This window comes from Atribacterota bacterium (genome assembly GCA_039638595.1).
GTDB classification, from domain to species: Bacteria; Atribacterota; Atribacteria; order Atribacterales; family Caldatribacteriaceae; genus Profundicultor; species Profundicultor thermophilus.
Genome location: JBDIWM010000026.1, coordinates 1 through 18003, shown reverse-complemented (window position 1 = coordinate 18003; position 18003 = coordinate 1). Strand labels below are relative to the sequence as shown.

The 18003-nt window shown below is 45.2% G+C and carries 21 protein-coding genes and 1 other RNA gene; 7 read left to right on the top strand and 15 right to left on the bottom strand.

The features are described 5' to 3' along the window. Nucleotide 1: 1 nt before the first annotated feature. The gene (ftsZ, locus tag ABDK92_07225; protein ID MEN3186412.1) at nt 2-1297 is read right to left on the bottom strand and encodes a cell division protein FtsZ; all 1296 of its coding nucleotides are present in this window, start codon (nt 1295-1297) and stop codon (nt 2-4) included. After that, a complete protein-coding gene (locus tag ABDK92_07220) occupies nt 1254-2060 on the bottom strand; it encodes a ParA family protein (GenBank protein ID MEN3186411.1) in 807 nt (268 codons plus the stop codon). The genes ftsZ and ABDK92_07220 overlap by 44 nt, the downstream gene beginning before the upstream one ends. 199 nt (nt 2061-2259) lie before the next feature. On the opposite strand from ABDK92_07220, the gene ABDK92_07215 reads away from it, so the two are divergent. Next, nucleotides 2260-3252: a TGS domain-containing protein gene (locus ABDK92_07215; protein MEN3186410.1), complete on the top strand. Its 993-nt coding sequence runs from the start codon at nt 2260-2262 to the stop codon at nt 3250-3252. On the opposite strand, the gene ABDK92_07210 is transcribed toward ABDK92_07215, so the two are convergent. The 6 genes from ABDK92_07210 to ABDK92_07185 form a co-directional block, all read right to left on the bottom strand. Then, nucleotides 3249-4247, bottom strand: a complete 999-nt coding sequence (locus ABDK92_07210) for a radical SAM protein (GenBank protein MEN3186409.1) — start codon at nt 4245-4247, stop codon at nt 3249-3251. The genes ABDK92_07215 and ABDK92_07210 overlap by 4 nt on opposite strands. Further along, the gene (locus tag ABDK92_07205) at nt 4248-5072 is read right to left on the bottom strand and encodes a carbohydrate ABC transporter permease (GenBank protein MEN3186408.1); all 825 of its coding nucleotides are present in this window, start codon (nt 5070-5072) and stop codon (nt 4248-4250) included. Beyond that, nucleotides 5073-5960, bottom strand: coding sequence for a sugar ABC transporter permease (locus ABDK92_07200; GenBank protein ID MEN3186407.1), 888 nt, complete (start codon nt 5958-5960; stop codon nt 5073-5075). It abuts the gene before it with no gap. A 66-nt stretch (nt 5961-6026) separates the two neighbouring features. Further along, nucleotides 6027-7259: a sugar ABC transporter substrate-binding protein gene (locus tag ABDK92_07195; GenBank protein ID MEN3186406.1), complete on the bottom strand. Its 1233-nt coding sequence runs from the start codon at nt 7257-7259 to the stop codon at nt 6027-6029. A gap of 99 nt (nt 7260-7358) precedes the next feature. Next, the gene (locus tag ABDK92_07190) at nt 7359-8204 is read right to left on the bottom strand and encodes a sugar phosphate isomerase/epimerase family protein (protein ID MEN3186405.1); all 846 of its coding nucleotides are present in this window, start codon (nt 8202-8204) and stop codon (nt 7359-7361) included. A gap of 23 nt (nt 8205-8227) precedes the next feature. Beyond that, entirely contained in the window at nt 8228-9643 is a 1416-nt protein-coding gene (locus tag ABDK92_07185) for a sodium/solute symporter (GenBank protein ID MEN3186404.1), read from the bottom strand. Nucleotides 9644-9678: 35 nt separating this feature from the next. Here ABDK92_07185 and nth point away from each other — a divergent pair, with 35 nt between their 5' ends. From nth to ABDK92_07170, 3 genes are read left to right on the top strand one after another with little or no spacing between them, the layout of a single operon-like run. Next, on the top strand, nt 9679-10314 hold the full coding sequence (nth, locus tag ABDK92_07180; protein MEN3186403.1) for an endonuclease III: 636 nt from the start codon (nt 9679-9681) through the stop codon (nt 10312-10314). A 5-nt stretch (nt 10315-10319) separates the two neighbouring features. Then, nucleotides 10320-11036, top strand: coding sequence for a hypothetical protein (locus ABDK92_07175; GenBank protein MEN3186402.1), 717 nt, complete (start codon nt 10320-10322; stop codon nt 11034-11036). Then, nucleotides 11033-11722 carry a hypothetical protein gene (locus tag ABDK92_07170; GenBank protein ID MEN3186401.1) on the top strand — a complete coding sequence of 230 codons (690 nt, stop codon included), beginning with the start codon at nt 11033-11035 and terminating at the stop codon, nt 11720-11722. The genes ABDK92_07175 and ABDK92_07170 overlap by 4 nt, the downstream gene beginning before the upstream one ends. Here ABDK92_07170 and ABDK92_07165 read toward each other — a convergent pair. Genes ABDK92_07165 through ABDK92_07155 form a run of 3 tightly spaced genes read right to left on the bottom strand, consistent with a single transcriptional unit; the run spans nt 11667 to nt 13406 of the window. Continuing rightward, nucleotides 11667-12002: a hypothetical protein gene (locus ABDK92_07165; GenBank protein ID MEN3186400.1), complete on the bottom strand. Its 336-nt coding sequence runs from the start codon at nt 12000-12002 to the stop codon at nt 11667-11669. The two genes, ABDK92_07170 and ABDK92_07165, sit on opposite strands and share 56 nt — an antisense overlap. A gap of 18 nt (nt 12003-12020) precedes the next feature. Next, nucleotides 12021-12362, bottom strand: coding sequence for a hypothetical protein (locus ABDK92_07160; protein MEN3186399.1), 342 nt, complete (start codon nt 12360-12362; stop codon nt 12021-12023). Nucleotides 12363-12404: 42 nt separating this feature from the next. Next, a complete protein-coding gene (locus ABDK92_07155) occupies nt 12405-13406 on the bottom strand; it encodes an L-threonylcarbamoyladenylate synthase (protein MEN3186398.1) in 1002 nt (333 codons plus the stop codon). Nucleotides 13407-13685: 279 nt separating this feature from the next. Between ABDK92_07155 and ABDK92_07150 the strand changes: the two genes are divergently transcribed. Continuing rightward, entirely contained in the window at nt 13686-14447 is a 762-nt protein-coding gene (locus ABDK92_07150; protein MEN3186397.1) for an undecaprenyl-diphosphate phosphatase, read from the top strand. Here the strand turns inward: ABDK92_07150 and ABDK92_07145 are convergent. From ABDK92_07145 to smpB, 4 genes are all read right to left on the bottom strand, one after another. Further along, nucleotides 14437-14739, bottom strand: coding sequence for a hypothetical protein (locus tag ABDK92_07145; protein MEN3186396.1), 303 nt, complete (start codon nt 14737-14739; stop codon nt 14437-14439). The two genes, ABDK92_07150 and ABDK92_07145, sit on opposite strands and share 11 nt — an antisense overlap. Next, complete coding sequence (locus ABDK92_07140) at nt 14736-15374, bottom strand: LysE family transporter (GenBank protein ID MEN3186395.1); 639 nt, start codon at nt 15372-15374, stop codon at nt 14736-14738. The genes ABDK92_07145 and ABDK92_07140 overlap by 4 nt, the downstream gene beginning before the upstream one ends. 19 nt (nt 15375-15393) lie before the next feature. Continuing rightward, nucleotides 15394-15741: a transfer-messenger RNA gene (gene ssrA, locus ABDK92_07135) on the bottom strand. Further along, nucleotides 15742-16191, bottom strand: a complete 450-nt coding sequence (gene smpB / locus ABDK92_07130; protein ID MEN3186394.1) for an SsrA-binding protein SmpB — start codon at nt 16189-16191, stop codon at nt 15742-15744. A 246-nt stretch (nt 16192-16437) separates the two neighbouring features. Here smpB and ABDK92_07125 point away from each other — a divergent pair, with 246 nt between their 5' ends. Together ABDK92_07125 and ABDK92_07120 are read left to right on the top strand one after the other, a co-directional pair. Continuing rightward, nucleotides 16438-17367, top strand: coding sequence for a thiamine pyrophosphate-dependent dehydrogenase E1 component subunit alpha (locus ABDK92_07125; protein ID MEN3186393.1), 930 nt, complete (start codon nt 16438-16440; stop codon nt 17365-17367). Continuing rightward, the coding region (locus tag ABDK92_07120) for an alpha-ketoacid dehydrogenase subunit beta (protein MEN3186392.1) at nt 17357-18003 on the top strand (647 nt) is incomplete at its 3' end. The genes ABDK92_07125 and ABDK92_07120, both read left to right, overlap by 11 nt.

Below are 18003 nucleotides of genomic sequence, written 5' to 3'. Positions count from 1 at the left end.
TCTATTCACCTCTCATCCTTTTAAAAAATGGGAAACCCTCATTCATTTTTGGTTTTTCTTCCGGAATCGCTTTCTTTTTCTGGATCTCTCTCAGAAAAGGTGGCACATCAAGCTCATCTTCAATAATGATTTTTCCCTCAATTTCACTCTCGAAACTTTCTTCCAGTTCTTCTTTGCTCTCTTCTTCAAAGCGAGTGGCAATAACCGTTACCGTAAGCTCGTTCGAAACGGTGTCTTCCACTTTATATCCCCAGAGAATATCGGTATCGGTTCCAGCATTATTGGTGATAATCTCCACAATTTCGTTAATTTCTCCCAATGTCATATCTGGTCCACCGGTGATATTGAGAATAACTGACTTGGCTCCTTTCACCGATATTTCGAGCAGAGGACTCGAGGTTGCCTCCTCCACCGCCTGCTTGGCTTTCTCCCTTCCCCTTCCATGACCAATACCAATCCAGACCATCCCCGCTCCACTCAGCACGGTTCGAAGGTCAGCAAGATCAAGATTAATATCCTGAGGAAAAGTAATAAGATCGGTAATCCCTCTTACCGCTTGATACAGGACGTGGTCAGCAAATTTAAAAGCCTCAGCCAGGGAAGTGTCCTTCTTGGAAATTTGGAAGAGACGCTCATTAGGAATAACAATTAAAGCATCAACCACCTGCTGCAAACGACGTATTCCTTCTTCTGCCTGCGATTTTCTTTTCCAACCCTCGAAACCAAAAGGTTTTGTGACTACACCCAGGGTCAACGCCCCCGCTTCCTTGGCCAGAGCAGCGATAACCGGAGCTGCACCAGTGCCCGTTCCTCCTCCCATACAGGCGGTCACAAAAACAAGATCTGAACGATCGATAAGTTGAACCAGCTTTTCCCGATCCTGCTTTGCCGCTTCTTCTCCAATACGTGGATCTCCTCCCGTTCCCAACCCACGTGTCAGATTAAATCCAATCTGAACCTTATGGGGAGCGAGGGATTTCTTGAGAGACTGAACATCAGTATTCACAGCGATAAGTTCCACACCTTCGAGACCCGACTCCACCATATGATTAATGGCGTTATTTCCTCCTCCTCCAATACCAATAACCTTTATGACCCCTACTTTTTCTTCTGTTTTTTTCTTTTTTTCTTTTTCAGAAACCTTTGATGTAGGCAACTTCGACTTTGATTTTCCAGCTGCTTTTACATCTGAAACAGGGGGGATCCCTTCTTCTATATCTTTCGTGGTATCCCGGATAAGCTCTCTCTTAAAGTCAATGCGCTCGGAAAAGCCTCTTTTTAGGCTTTTCTTTTTCAAGTTTAATCACCTCTTTTGCCAGGGAAATGTAGTTTTGCGCCCCACTGGAATTGGGCTCATATTCGATAACTGGCACCCCATGACTTGTCGCTTCTGCCAAGGAAATATTGCGGTGGATAATGGTTTCAAATAGGCGATCTCCAAAGTAGTCCTGGATCTCGTTGATGACCTCACGGTAGAGATTCGTACGCGTATCAGCAATGGTGATAAGAACATAAATTTCCGGAGTGTGTCTTAAATTCTCCCGCATTAATTCAACAGTTTCCATAAACTCCTCAATACCCCGCATGGCAAAGTAATGAGGTTGAATGGTAACGATGATTTCACGACAAGCCTTAAGCGCATTAATGGTGAGTATACCCAGAGAGGGAGGACAATCAATTAAAATATAATCAAAGGTCAGATTTGCTCGCTGAATACTCCCATTTAGAAAATCCTCTCTTCCTATCTTATCAACCAGGCGATATTCAGCTCCTGCAAGGTCAATATTGGCCGGTGCAAGATAGAGATTCGGTGTTCGCGTGGGAATGATGACCTCCTTCAACTCCATCCGGTAGGGGCTTTTTGGTGGTTCAAGGGCGTTGAGAATGGTTTTGTCAAGCTCATTCGGCTCAAAACCCAAACCTAAAGTTGAATGAGCCTGGGGATCCATATCAATGATGAGCACTTGACGAGCATGGTATGCCAACGCAGCTCCCAGATTGATACAGGTCGTAGTTTTTGCTACCCCTCCTTTTTGGTTGGCAACAGCAATGATGCGCATAAACCCTCCCAGCATACAACCTTCAACCTGCATTAATCTTAACCGATACAGTAGAAAAGCGTCAAGAAATGTTTTTGCTTTCCACGGGAAAATTCGCAATGGTTTTCAAAAACGTACCTAAAACTAACTCTAGAAAAAGCAAAATTTTTTGGTGTAAAATAACAGATGGGCAAAAAATATTTGATGAGAGGTACTTCTTGTGCCGGCAAACTTACCTCCTCACTACTTTGAAATCGAGGAGAAATACCGCCAGGCAAAAACTCCAGAGGAAAAATTGGAAGCTCTGGAGGAAATGCTTTCCATTATTCCCAAACACAAAGGTACTGAAAAACTCCAGGCAGAAATAAAACAAAAAATCTCCAAACTGAAAAGGGCAGATTCGGAAAAAAGTAAGAAAGGTAAATCTTTTGACCCCTTTTTCATTGAGAAAAGTGGTGCTGCACAGATCGCCATCCTTGGTCCTCCCAACAGTGGTAAATCCACCTTCCTTCGTGTTTTTACCAACGCCCGTCCAGAAGTCGCAGCTTATCCGTTTACCACTTTTTACCCCACACCGGGGATGATGCCGTACGAAGATATAAGAATTCAGCTTTTGGATTTACCACCGATAGGGGAAAGAAAAATCGAAGGGAATTTTGCCAATGCCCTGCGCCGGATTGAAGGAGCAGTTCTTCTTCTTGACGCTCAGAGTACAAAAATCTTGGAAGAACTGGAATTAATTTTAGAAGCACTAAAGGATAGTAAAATCAGGACAGGGACAGAAACCTTGGAACTCCCTTCAGCAAGCTGGTTTTTTCTCCCCACTTTCATTCTGATAAACAAAGTAGAAAGCGAAGAGCACTGGGAAGCGGTCGAGGTGATTCGAGATTTCTACAAAGACCGTTTTCTGGTTCAAGGTACTTCCCTCCATCACCTGGGGGCAGAGGAAAAAAACACCATCAAGAAATGCGTCTTCGATATCGCCGGTATCATCAGGGTGTACAGTAAACCCCCTGGAAAACCTCCCGATTTTGAGCGTCCCTTTATTCTGAAAAAGGGCGAAACGGTGCGAGATCTAGCAGAACAAATCCATCACGATTTATTGAAAAACCTGAAAGGAGCAAGAGTGTGGGGTTCCACCCGGTTTGAGGGCCAATTGGTCCCACCAGAGTACGTCCTTTCGGATCGAGATGTCGTCGAAATCCGGACTTAGCCTGGCATAAAACACTGAATATCCTCGGCAAAAGGATTGCGAGATAATGCATAGCCAAGCGCCCGACAGCCAAAGCAATACGATAGAGAACACGTTCTACATTTTCCCTCTAAAATGCTCTTTTCGGCTACCCTCTGTAAAAGTGTCGCATTGGTGATAGAGTGAAACAGTCCTTCTTTGAGGATATTTCCCAAAGGGTAAAAGAAACGGCGACAGGGTAAAATAGTTCCATCGGGCATGATACAAAATGTTTCTTTAAGATTGCAGGGTGCCCCCCAAAGTTCGATCTCCTTCCCAAACTTTACCAGAAAAGCCCGGTACGAGACCAATTCCAAAGGGGTAACATCAATCTGAGTAAGAGTGATAAGCTTCTGGACGATGTCTTCCCAATCCTGGGCACCTAACAGTTCTTCCGACATCATCTTTCCCCTTCCTTCGGGAATGAAGCGTTCTACCATCAATCCACTAACACCTAGGTTCCGACTCAGAGTAAACATGTCCTCCAGCTCAGAAAAATTTCTTTTATGCACTGTGAACATGAGAATGGTTTGAATAGTGCTGTTTTCTCTTATCTCCTGCAATTTTTTGACCACTTTTTCAAAAACTCCCCTCCCCCGAATAGCATCGTTCGTTTCAGCACAGGCCCCTTCGAGAGAAATTTTCAGTGTGGTTACCTTTTGATAGGCACTGATTTTCTGAATCATTTCCCTGTTAACCAGAAGGCCATTGGTAGTGATGGTAATTTCTTGCACTGGCTCAGAGCAGTCTAAAAGATGGAGGAGGGAAAAGAAACGCTCTCCCAAGAGAAATGGTTCCCCTCCAGTTAAGTTCAAAATGGTCCGACACCCATAATCCTTAAGCTCTCCCAAAAGACGCTCTGCTACCCCAAAAATTAAATGCTCTTTAAAGTCATCCTGAAACTGCGATTGATAACAGTGCCGACAGCGAAGGTTACAACGATTGGTAAGATGCCACTGGAAGTCAATCTTCTTCACTTATCCTTTGACCGCTCCTCCTGCCAGCCCCTGTACCAGCTCCCGCTCGATGAACATAAAGAGAATCACCACGGGAATGAGTGCCAGAATCGCCGAAGCCATCAGATACTGCCACTGCACCGTCCACCGTCCAATGAAATTGTACAATCCCAGAGTAAGCGGCCTTTTATCCATAGAGGTGATAAATGTCAGGGCAAACATAAATTCATTCCAAGCAGAGATAAAAGTATAGATGATGGTGGTCACCACTCCGGGCATAGCCACTGGAAGGAGGATGCGAATAATAGACTGTATTCGCGAACACCCATCAATAAGAGCAGCTTCTTCGATCTCCTTGGGAATATTGCGAAAGTAACCACTTAAAAGCCATATAGCAAAAGTCAGAGCAAAAACGCTGTTGGTAAGGACTAGAGATAAAAGGGTATCCAGGAGCCCCAAAAGGGCAACAATTTTAAAGAGGGAAATGACCACAATGATGGGAGAGAACATTTGCACCACCAAAAAAAGGTACATAAGAAAACTCTTGGCCCGAAATCTGAGCCGAGCCACTGCATAAGCTGCCGGGATGCAGAAAATCATGGTAAGAAGTGTGGTCCCTACCGAAATGATAAAACTATTCTTGAAGTAGGAGCCCAAGGGGTACTTGTACCAGATATCCGAAAAATTTCTGAAATATAGTTCCCGAGGAATCCAGTGAGGTGGGTTGGAATACACCTCACTCACCGGTTTAAAGGCCGTAGAAACCATCACAAAAAAGGGAAAAAGGAGAATGATGAGCACAAAAATCACCAGAGGATAAACAGCGTAGAGCCCAGCCCTTTTCATTTAAAACGCCCCTTCTTTAAAGTAGCTACGAGCATAGATGATACTCACAGTAAGGAGAATAGCAAAGGTAATCACTGCCATTGCTGCTGCTGGACCAAACCGCAAGTACTGAAAAGCGTACTTATAAATATAGGTGATCAAGATATCAGTAGAAGTGCCGGGACCTCCCGCAGTGAGAACATAAATTACATTAAAATCATTGAACGTCCAGAGCGTGGAAAGAAGAGTAGCGACAGTTAACACACCGCTTAAAAGCGGTAAGGTTACGAAACGAAACTTGGTCCAGGATGTTGCTCCGTCAACTTCGGCCGCTTCGTAGAGCTCCTGAGGAATTGCCTGTAACCCAGCCAGAAAAACCAGTGCCATAAAGGGAATCCCACACCAGATATCCACCCAGAGGTTGGCTGCAAAAGCCGAACCCGGTTCAGCCAGCCAGATAGGGGGATTTTTCCAGATACCCAGAACGCGCAGAGTATGGTTCAAAAGTCCAAAATCATTGTTATACGTCCACTGCCAGATCATGGCGCTGATGGGCACTGAACTCGCCCAGGGGATAATTACCAGGGTTCGAGCCAGTTTTTTCCCCAAAAATTCAACATTAAGAAGTAATGCAATCACTAATCCCAGACCTGTCTTGACCGCCACTGCAATGGCTGTCCAGATGCAGGAACGCAGAACAACCTGCCAGAACTCGGGCTTGTCAAACATGAATCGGAAGTTCGCCCACCCCGAGAAAGACATCAAATCCCCTAACTTGTTGACCCGAAAAAACGACATAAGAATTACATAAACAATGGGATAAAACATAAAGACAAGTAGAAAAACCGAAGCAGGCACCATAAAGAGGTAGGCAACAACCGACTCTGTCCTCCAAAACTTCCCTCTCACCAACTATTTTTCTCCTTCTTCCTTCAATAAAGGGTTGGGAGAACAACATCTCCCAACCCTTTCTCTTCACATCCCTCGAATCGAATCAATCTCCTGCGCTGCATCATCCATGGCTTTCTGCGGCGTTTTTTCTCCTAAGAATGTTGCTACAATGTTATCCCAAATAATATCGTTGCATTCCGGCCACTCCGGCATAAGAGGCCATCCTTTGGCCCCAGGAATCTGCTGAATCATCACCTGATAAACCGGTTTCTGGAAGAAAGAATCATTGGCCAGAGATTTTGTAACTGGTGGAAATCCAACCAGTTTATCAAATTCCAGCCTCCAGGGATCTGAGTAGAAGAAATCCAGGAACTTTGCTGCTTCTGCTTTTACCTGAGAGTCTTTGAAAAGCACGATTGAATCGGTAATGATTATAGTGCTCTGTGGCTTGCCTTCAAAGTGAGGCATGGGGGCAACGCTCCACTGGAACTGTGCTCCTCTCTGTTCCAAGAGCGCCGCAGTAAACCCTCCACTAAAGAATATCCCCAGGTTTCCAGAGATAAACAGATCCTGCAATTCATCCCTTCGGTAAGCAGCTACCCCTGGTTGAGTCACTTTATACGTATTCACCAAGTCGTTCATGAAAGTGAGGGCACCAACACCGGCTTCATCATTAACAGTGCACTTTCCATAACTCCCATCGGGGAGGATTTCAAAGAAGTACCCACCGTTACCAAAAAGATAATAAGCGTATTCAGTTAATTCGACGTATTTTTTTCCACTCATCCCCACCGCATAAAATTTTTCTTCGGGTTTATTAATTTTCTGCGCAATCTGGAGCATTTCCTCAAAGGTCTCCGGAGCCTTATCGATCAGATCTGAGCGGTAGTACATTAATCTTGTTCCTGCTGCCACAGGCAAACCATAGAGCACTCCTTTGATCTTTCCTTCCATGAGAGCAGGATCAATGTTGTTAAGAAGGTCCTTGCTTAACCACTGCTCAATCGGTTCCACTACACCCATGTCCATAAGCTCCAAAAGCCACCGGGTTCCAATGACCGAAAGGTCAGGGGGTTGTTTCCCTGCCACAAAGGAAATTAGGCGATCATGCATCTTATCCCAGGGAGTGGAGATAATATTCAGGTCAATATCTGGGTATTCTTTCTCAAAAGCAGACTCGAGATTCGCTGCGTAGTCCGGGGTAAGACCATCATATTCTGCCCATAATACACTTACCTTCTTTTTCTGAGCGGACGCACCCATCACCAATCCCAAAAGGAAAACAACCACTAAACCAACAGCCATCCATTTTTTCATGCTCATCCCTCCTCAAGACTCATGGTTAAATTACACTTCAACAACAAAAACTTTTTCCCATTTCCCTTTCCTATCACCTTCTTTCTTCATGTTTTCATTTTAGACCATCCTCATAATACAATCAAGGTTCGAAGAGAGATTCGCTAAAAGCGTCTCCCAGGAGTAACGGTACGGAGGGATAAATTCGGCAATGAGATAATCATCGTACCCCACATTTTTCAATGCCTCCATCACTTTGGGCCAGTTCACATCCCCTTCGAGGGGCAAGCAAAAGCCATCGATGGTCCCCACCGCTACCTTGAAGTCTTTCACATGGACGGTGGCGATGCGCTCTTTTAGGATGGAAATCCACTGCTCCGGATATCCGCAAAGAAGGACATTACCGGTGTCAAAATGCACCTTTACAAAAGGGTTATTGATGCTATCTACAAAATCGCGAAATTCAAGAGGAGAAAGGAGAAATTTATTCCATACGTTTTCTACTCCCAAGATAACCTGAGCCTCCTGAGCCAGAGGGGCAAGCTCTAAAAGCGCTTCTTTAGCCCTTTGCATGGCCATATCGTAGGGAACAATTTCGGACTGTGGATCCCAAGGGACATTGACATACCCCGGAATCACCAGAACCGATTTTGCTCCTAGTACCTGGGCCACCTCTATGAGTTTTTTAACAATGTCCCGAGCCCTGATCCGTACCCTTTCCTCCCGCGACACAAGGTTATATTTCCAAAAGAGACCACAGGCCAGACTCCTCACCTCAATCTCATTTGCTTCAGCAAAGGAAATAATCTCTTTCCACTTAGAAAGCGGCTGATTCAAAGACATTTCTCCTTCTTCATTCAAACAAAGCTCAATCCCATTGAAACCGTATTTTCGGGCAACCCGGAGGATTTCTCGAAAAGATAAAGAGGCTGGGAAAGCCCATTGATTAATGCCTTTTTTCATCATTATACCTCCCTCTTTTTAAATCTTTATTTTCCTTTTGCCGATAAAAGAGATACCGCAGGCAGAATACCAAGAGGAATAAGCATAGCCAAAGAACCAATGAGGGGAATAACCTGGGAACTAAAACCATAGTACCAGGATAACCCAAATCCTATGACCACACCGCATATCATGCTGACTATGGCTCCGTTGGTGTTGGCCTTTTTCCAGTAGAGACCATAAAGATAAGGAGCAAGAAAAGCTCCTGCAGTGGTTCCCCAGGAAATTGACATGAGGTTAACGATAAAGGTAGGACGATAAAAAGCAATGAGAAGGGAGAAAAATATGAATACTCCGCACAGTATTCTCATTACCAGAATTGACCCTTTTTTCGAACGGAGCGATAGAAGATCAATGGCAATAGCTGAAGAAGAAACTAGTACCAGCGACGAGAGGGTAGACATGGACGCAGCAAAGATGAGTAAAAGCAAAACCATACCAAAAGACACAGGCATAAACTGGGCAACCAGTTGGGGCATTAGAAGTTCTGGGTTGGGTTTCCCGCCTATTTCAGGAAGTCTACCAAAGAAAAGGTGGGTCAATGCTCCAGAGAAGTACGCCCCAAAGGTGCAGACAAGGGCAAACACGGTAGCAATCACCGTTGCTGCAAAAACAACTCTCTCGTTCTTTATGGAGTAGAATTTCTGAACCATCTGTGGCAATCCCCAGACCCCGAGGCTGGTCAAAACCACCAGTCCAAATAGAGGCCAAAATCCAGGCGCTCCAATCATACTCACCAGTTTTGGATCGATCGCTCTCAAATTGGTCATCGCCCGAGCAAATCCTCCTACTTCAGGTCGGCCCAGAACAGAGAAAATTAAAAGCAATGCCCCAAAAAGCATAATAATTCCCTGCACCAGCCCGTTAACGCTGACCGCGAAGTATCCACCCATAATGAGGTATGCCCCCGTTAAGGCAGCCATGAGTAGGAGCGCATAAAAATAGGGGATTCCCACCACAGCGTCGAAAAGATAACTGAGACCCATGTACACCGAAGCAGAATAGGGCATCAAAAAAATAAAGACGATGAACGCCGAGAAAATTTTTAGAAAAGGGCTATTATATCGCTTCTCAAGAAATTCAGGCATGGTCATGGTTCCCAGCTTTTCGGTAACCTGTCTTGTCTTTTTAGCAAGCACTATCCAAGCCAGGAGTGAACCCACGATGGTATTTCCGACTACAATCCAGAGACTGGATAAACCAAATCCCCAGCCAATTCTTCCCGCATATCCTACAAAAAGCACAGCGCTGAAGTACGTCGTTCCATAGGCGAACGCAGAAATCCAGGGACCCAAACTTCGATTTGCCAGGAAGAAATCTCCTACGGTCTTTGTCCGACGCATACTGTAGTATCCGATAGAGAGCATAACCAAGATGTAGACAAAAAGAATCACAATCTTCACTTGAATTTTTCCCTCCTTATCATTATATTTTTGTCATGGACATTGAAAAAGCTTTAACCATTCTACAGGAAGCAAAGAACACGTGGCAAGACCAGACCCTGAATGTTCTAGAGAAAAACCCCTTTTTGCTCCTTGTGGGAGGGATATTGAGCCACCGTACTAAGGACAAAACCACAAACGAAGTCCTCAGGAAGTTAAAGTTAGTCGCCCAGGATCCGAAATCGTTGTTGACCATTCCCGAAGAAAAACTGGCCGAAATAATCTATCCAGTAGGTTTTTACCGAAGAAAAGCCAAAATCCTGCACCAAGTCGCTCGGATTCTGGTTGAGGAATATGGCGGGCAGATTCCGAATACTATAGAAGGCCTCCTTCGGTTACCAGGAGTGGGAAGGAAAACGGCCAACCTCGTGCTCTCAATTGCCTTCAATAAACCGGCCATCTGTGTAGATACCCATGTGCACCGCATTGTGAACCGCTGGGGTTACGTCCAAACCAGAACTCCTGAAGAGAGCGAACAGGCCCTACGAGAGAAATTACCAATCTCTTACTGGGTTCCTTTCAACCACCTCCTGGTAGTATTCGGACAGAATGTGTGTCTTCCCCGCAAACCCAAGTGTTCTACCTGTCCGATAGAGACGTATTGCCCTAAAATCGGTGTTGACCACCGGTAATTCGCATGAAATACTGGATTGCCCTTGGTTGCGTCATTTTTTTTGGTTTGGGAGCGTGTTGGGCATTTCTTTTTCACAAAAAATTTCCCAAAGAGATCATCCTTTGGAGCTTACTCTCAATACTTTTACCTCTTTTGCTTCCCTACCAGCTCATCGAAAAATCTCTGCTTGATTACGAGGGAGGAACAGCATGGGCGTTTTTCTCAGCTTACGCGGTAAGCATTACCGAACTATTCATTCTTCTTATCCTTCTGATTCTTGCCAAGAATCAAAAGCCAGAAATGTTTGCCCAAAATAAAGAGGTCTTTGCCGTTTCCTTTTTTCTCGGTCTTCACTTTGGATGGGGCAAGGTTTTTCGGGATTCTTTGCTTCTATCTTTTCATCATCTCTCTGTGTATTACGGTTACAGTCAGTTCATGGCTTTCCCTTCGCTTTCCTACCTTGTTTCCAGAATTATGAGAACAATCTTTGATGCCCAGAATGGCGCTTTTCTGGGTATCGCATTGCTCTCTCCCTATGGTTGGCCTCCTCGGTCCGCACTTTTGTCTTTCATTTTTGCCTTTAAAGGAATACCAGGGTTTATTGAAACCACCATACAGTTTGTTCCCAGATTTCGCTTGTTTTCCTCTCTATACCTCGTTAGTTTTTTCCCTTTAATCATCATTATCGGGTTTATCGTCATCCAGCGTCTCCTGCAACGGAAAGAGGAAGAAAAACGATGAGATCCCTGAAATGGATTTTTGCTTTGACCATTCCTTTACTTCTCTCCTGTACTATCTTCGCTCAGGAAAATGTCTTCTACTATCAGATCCTGACCCCTCATGGGGAGGAAGGGCAAATCCAGTATGTTGTTGAATCCCTCGACACTTGCTTCCACGTTGTTTCATCGCTCATCACCACTCATGGCACAAGCAGAAAAAATTCTGAATTTTTTACCTCTCACAACTGGGAACCAAAACTCTCTTATAAGTGGATTCAAACCCCAAGGGGGGAAGTGGTATTAGAGTCACGCTATTACGAAAACACCATTACCCTTCAACTCCAGGCTCCCTGGGGAGAGAAAATGACCCGGCTCCATTTTTCACCCCCGGTTTTCGATGTTGAAGAAGTGCCTCTCCTTCTCAGTGCTCTTTTAGAAGGGAAAACAAAAGAAGGGATCATCTCCATCTTCATTTCGGTATCAGGCATGGTGTGGAAAGGGAAATTTCGGAGCGTAGAGGAAAATGGTGAAGAAATCACTTTTCGTTTTACTTTGGCTGGTGAAGTGATGTTCTTTCGCTACCGTAAAAATGACCTGATGCCCCAAGAGATGCATTTTCCCCACAGAGGATATACACTTCTCTTGCAGGATGTCACTCATGGGGAAAATCAAGCGTTATCACTTGACCGGCGTAAAGAGGAGGATTGATAACCATGGAATGCACTGCACCGCAGTACCCACAACGCAGTTCCACTTGGTGTTTGAAATCCAAAAAGACCCACTTTCCAAGATACGTACCGGGAATAAGGTATCCTATCTTCTTGCCATCTACATATAACTCACCGTTTATATCCTCCCGAGAAGAAAGAAAATAGATAACCCCTACTCTCGTTTCAATCCCTACGCCCAGACCAACCCGGCAACCGGAAAGAAGGAAGCTCAAAAAAACAAAAATTGTAATGGCTACAAAAAAATCTTTTCTTCCCAAACCCTGTTATCCCTCTTCTTAGAAACGCCCTCGCCCTATGGTTATCGTCTGTCCACTGTACGTAGGACGGAAGGAACCACTATAGGTTATTCCATCAATGGGACTCCACACTTCTAAAGAATGAGTTCGGTCAAGCTCCATCCGGATATAAGCAGTACAGTATGGTCCACCCCACCCATCAACCCGGTAACCAGTATCTTGACCATCAATGTACACGTATCCATAGATATAGGCATCATAGGTGCATATTCGTACGTTTCCCATGACCGGTACCCCTGGACCAACGATGAGCGTTCCACTGCACCCTGCAACCGAAAAAACCAACCCCAAAAGCACTAAAAATAGCGTGACCTTCTTCACTTCGATACCTCCCCTCTTCTAAAAACCTAACACAATTTGGGCTTACTTGTCAACGAAAACGACCTTTCTTTGTTCTATCTTTACCAATCCCGAAGAAGCCCGCCTCAGCCGGTCCATAATTGCCCTCCCCAACCCCTTTTCTTCCACCGGAAGAGCAATGATACCCTGGAAGGAAGACTGCTCCAGTTCCCGCAAAGTCGCAAAAAGACGACTAGCAACCTCTTTCAGGTCTCCCTTATGGCTTAAAACGAAGACGTTCTCTTCCTGTACATATATGGGAAAGGGAGTGAGAACAGCAAAATTTCCAAACTCCGAAAAAGGAAAGTTCCGGACATCTCCCTCAAAAAGGTAAAGGGGCAAGCTGGGAGCATAATGTTTTCTGGTCATCCCCGGCGAAAGAATCCGCCGAGAAGAAGAAATCACTTCCACTTTACCAACAACTGCTTCCAGTTCCTCCACGCTCAGAGCCCCGGGTCGAAGAAGAAAAAATCGCCCACTCTCCATAAGCAAGACGGTTGATTCTATTCCTAATTCACACCTCCCTCCATCCAGAATGAGGTCCACCCGGTTACCAAGGTCTTTTTTGACAGCTTCAGCATGAGTAGGACTCACCCGACCAAACCGATTGGCACTAGGTGCCGCTATCGGAAAACCCGTTATGCTAATGAGAGAAAGTGCCACAGGATGAGCAGGCATCCGTACCGCCACCGTAGGAAGTCCAGCAGTCACAATATCAGGAACATTCTCCTTTTTAGGCAACACCAGAGTCAGTGGCCCAGGCCAAAATTTTTCTATGAGCATTTCCACTCTGGAATTCATCGTTTGCCACAGAGATAATACCATTTCCTGCGACGAAACATGGACAATCAAAGGGTCAAAATGGGGTCGACCTTTTACTTCAAAAATTCGAGCGACCGCTTCGGAAAAAAAGGCTACCGCTCCCAAACCATAAACGGTTTCGGTAGGAAAAGCAACTAATCCTCCCCGTTTTAGAATTTCCGCTCCCAATTGAATATTTCCCAGAAGAGCTGGTACGATTTTCATCGCGGTTCCCACTTCCCCACCTCAGCACTCTTATGATAAGCATACCATACTCAATCACATTTATGGTTTCCTAAAACATCAGCAAAAACAAAGCAAAAACTTTGGAATGGCAACAACACCTTTAAGTACGGTTTAAAAAAGAGTAACATGACTATTTTTGTTTCAAACGGAGTGCGTAGTGATATTTTTAAAATAAACGAGCAATCTTCAATGACAGCTATTTTATAGTTTACTCCTCAAACCTTTTGCTATAGAATACCAAAAAAAGCGGAGACACAGATGAACTGGCAACCTATTATTCTGGGTGGCATTCAGGGGCTTACAGAATTTTTTCCCATTTCCTCTTCGGCACATCTCATTTTCTTCTATCACTTCTTTTTCAGAGAAACACCCTCTCTCTGGTTCGACGTCATCCTTCACGGGGGTACATGGCTCGCAGTGCTACTCTATCTTTATCCTTACTATCGTCGTCTCTTTCGCAGGCCTATTCTGATTCTTAACGTTCTCCTTGCCACTGTACCAGCTGGAATCCTGGGTTACCTTCTGGAAGAAAAAGTAGAAAGCTATTTTCGTACCCAGTTTCAACTCACATCCTTAATTCTCTTCTTTTTGGGGGTGGTTTTTCTAGTTTTCAGAAAAGAAGGGTTCAAAGATTTAGGAGATATGACCTTTTCAGAATCCTTTTTAGTGGGCTGCGCACAGGCGCTGGCTCTCTTCCCTGGTGTTTCTCGTTCTGGAATTACTTTACTGACATTGTTTGCCCTCAACTTTAAAAGAGAGGAGGCGGTTCTCTTTTCTTTTCTTCTCTCCCTAACCACTATAGGAGGCGCTTTCCTGAAAGGCATTTACGAGATACGAGCTAGTTCCCTGTTTCCTTCGGTAAACCTATGGAGCGGATTTATTGCCTCTTTTGCTTGCGGGATACTCGCCTGCTTTGTGCTTCTCAAGGTAGTTAGACACAGAGGCCTTCGCCCGTTCGGATATTATCGCATCGTTATCGGTATTATTACATTTCTTGCCTTTTATTTTTCTAAAACGTAACTTCTTCGAGAAGAATCTTAATTCGTTCCCGTAAAATCTCCTCAACCTTACGGAACAACCATTCTGAGTACGTTGACACCGGAAGCCACACTTTGATTCGTCCGTCTTCGAAGATGATATTAATCCCTTCTTCAATTTCGGCTTCCCGCTGCACCGACTCTCTCAGGAAGCTATTCAGAATATTGAAAGGCATAAAATACAGCTCATAAGGGCTGTCCAGCTCGTACTCCCAGTAAAGATACACCGTTTCTTCATACCGATATGGGACCGGCTCCAGTTTTAATCGAATCATCGCACCACTCCAAGAGCAAAGTAGGTTCCAAAAGCAAGAAGTAAAACTCCACACACACCCACCAGGCTCTTGTACACATTGTACGAAAAAATGTTTTTACCCCGATCCAGGGCAAACGAAACCGAGCTGTACCATACGAAGTCCGAGAGGATATGCCCTCCAAAAAAGGCAACAATACCAAGGAGATGAAAACGGCTTGCAGAAACAAGCAGCGCCAGACCCACCGTCACCCACCACATCAACCAGTATGGATTTGAAACGCTGGCTATAAGACCACGAAAAACCAAATTTTCTCTCCTGGTTGTTTTCTCTCCTCTTTCCGTTGCCACCTTGAGGTTTTGCATGTTGCGGAGCATATCGATACCAAAATACACAAGAATCAAGCCGCCTACCACACCGATACTCTGATAAACAACACGATGAGAGAGAAAATTCCCCAAGCCCAAAACTAAAGCTACAACCATGCCAAGCTCGAGAATTCCATGTCCCACAACGGTCAAAGGTCCCGCTTTATACCCCATTTTGAGGCTTCCAGAAAGAACCAGCGCCAGAAGCGGACCAGGCATCAAAGCTCCCGAAAAGCCAATCAAAAAAGCACTCCCAAAAATAGAAACAATTTGAAAACCTTCGTTCACTTTGTTCCCCACACCTATCTGGTGGAGGCGGCGGGAGTTGAACCCGCGTCCAGAACTCTCGAAAGATAAGAGCCTACGAGCGTAGCCTCAGCTCCGTTTACCCTTCTCCCTCCCTGAGGCCAGATGGAGAAAGGATCCCTCGAGTTTTTTTCGGTTTCCGGTACTCGAGGAATCCCAGAAACCTATCCCGCTTTCTTACACCCTTAGACTTAGCAGGAAGTCAGTCTAAGGGCGTGCTACAAATTACGCAGCAAGTGCCAGTTCGTTGTTGGCGTTTATGTTTTTCCACCTTTTTTACGAGCCCCGGTGGAGACCTCGGCCCGCCTCTTATCCCTCGTCAGCGCCCTGTCGAGACCCTTACGCCCCCCTATGCGTTCCACTTGGTTACACGCTGTAACGCCCGTTTCTCCTCACGCTCTTGAATTTCTCTTCGGCGGTCGTAGAGCTTCTTCGGTTTAACCAGAGCAATTTCTACTTTTGCCTTTCCTCTTTCGTTAATATACACCCTTAGGGGAACAATAGTCAATCCTCGCTGGACGGTGTATGAACCCAAACGCAAAATTTCTCTCTTGTGCAACAAGAGCTTCCGTGGCCTTCTGGGATCATGATTGTATACATTCCCATATTGGTATGGTGCAATATACATGTCATAGAGCCATGCTTCACCTTTCTCCACTTTAGCAAAACTCTGATCCAGACTCACAGAATGACTGCGAAGCGATTTGATTTCGGTTCCCCGAAGAGCAATACCCGCCTCTAACGTATCAGTCACAGTATAGAGGTGTCTTGCCTTTCGATTTTCAGCAATAACTTTCATCGTCCATTTTTAAAACCCAGCATCACTTTTAAAAATTCCCCTCTGCGGATTCATACTACTTTCCTTTTCTTAAGTTGTCAACGGAATTTTAGTCCTTCTTTACTCTATGCAAAAATTTTTGAGAAAATACCTATGTTTTTTGTCTCTTTCTTCAAATTCGTGTTACAATTTCTCTAAGAAAAATACGATGAGCAAATGCTCATCAGGGAGGGATAATCATTGCCTACCCTGGAAGAAAAACTACAGATGTTTTACACCATGTACCTGATTCGTCGTTTCGAGGAAACGGCAGAAGAGTTGTACATGGAAGGGAAAATATGGGGCACCTTTCACCTGTATATCGGGGAAGAGGCCGTGGCGGTGGGTGGATGTGCTGCACTCCGTCCTGAGGACTACATTACTTCTACTCATCGCGGCCATGGTCACTGTATTGCCAAAGGAGCAGACGTGAAAAGGATGATGGCCGAACTCATGGGAAAGAAAACGGGTTATTGTCTAGGCCTGGGTGGTTCGATGCACATTGCTGATGTTGAGAAGGGAAACCTGGGAGCCACCGGGATTGTTGGCTCTGCAATCCCCATCGCGGTAGGCGCTGCCCTGGGATGCAAATTGATGAAAACGGGGAGAGTTGTTCTATGCTTTTTTGGGGATGGTGCCGCCAACACAGGAGCTTTCCATGAAGCCGTCAACCTGGCCGCGGTTTTGAAGCTCCCGGTTGTCTTTCTCTGTGAAAATAACCTCTATGCCATGTCTTTCTCTACCAAAAAAGCCTTTGCTATCCAGGATATTGCCGAACGTGCCGCAGGATACGGAATCCCAGGAGTAACCGTGGACGGGATGGACGTCCTGGCCGTGCAGGAAGTGGCTATTCAGGCCGTAGAGCGGGCAAGAAATGGTAGCGGACCGACACTCGTTGAAGCTAAAACGTACCGTTTCAAGGGTCACTCTAAAAGTGACAAGAACGTGTACCGTACCAAAGAAGAGATCAAACAGTGGATAGAACGATGTCCTATCAAGAGGTTAGAAAATCATCTTAAAGAGGTAGGTGTAAGTACCTCAGAATTAGAGCGGTTGAAACAGAAAGTCGAAGAAGAAATTCAAGAAGCCGTTCAGTTTGGTTTAACAAGTGAAGAACTTTCCTTAGAAGAAGCAAGGAGGCTGGTCTATGCCGAATAAAACCGTCACGTATGCTGAAGCAATTCGGGAAGCCTTAAAAGAAGAGATGCGTAGAGATCCCACAGTTTTCCTCATTGGGGAAGACATCGGTGTCTACGGTGGTGCTTTTGGTGTCACTCAGGGGCTCATTGAAGAATTTGGCGAAGAACGGGTTATCGATACCCCCATTTCAGAAGCAGCCATAGCCGGTGCAGCAATTGGTGCTTCTCTGGTGGGTATGCGACCTGTAGCGGAAATCATGTTCTTTGATTTTATGACTTTATGTGCGGATCAGGTGGTAAACCAGGCAGCAAAGATACGATTCATGTTTGGTGGTAAAGCGAAAGTCCCTATGGTGCTTCGTGCCCCGGTTGGATCAGGTACCGGTGCCGCAGGACATCACTCGGGTAGTTTAGAATCATGGTTCACTCACATCCCCGGTCTCAAAGTGGTTGCACCGGCAACACCTTATGATGCAAAGGGACTTTTGAAAAGTGCTATTCGGGATGGCAATCCGGTACTGTTCGTCGAACATAAGCTTCTTTACCGGACAAAGGGAGAAATTCCCAACGAAGAATATCAGGTCCCCATTGGAAAAGGTGAAATTAAACGTCAGGGTAAAGATGTTACCCTCATTGCCTATTCTATCATGGTCTC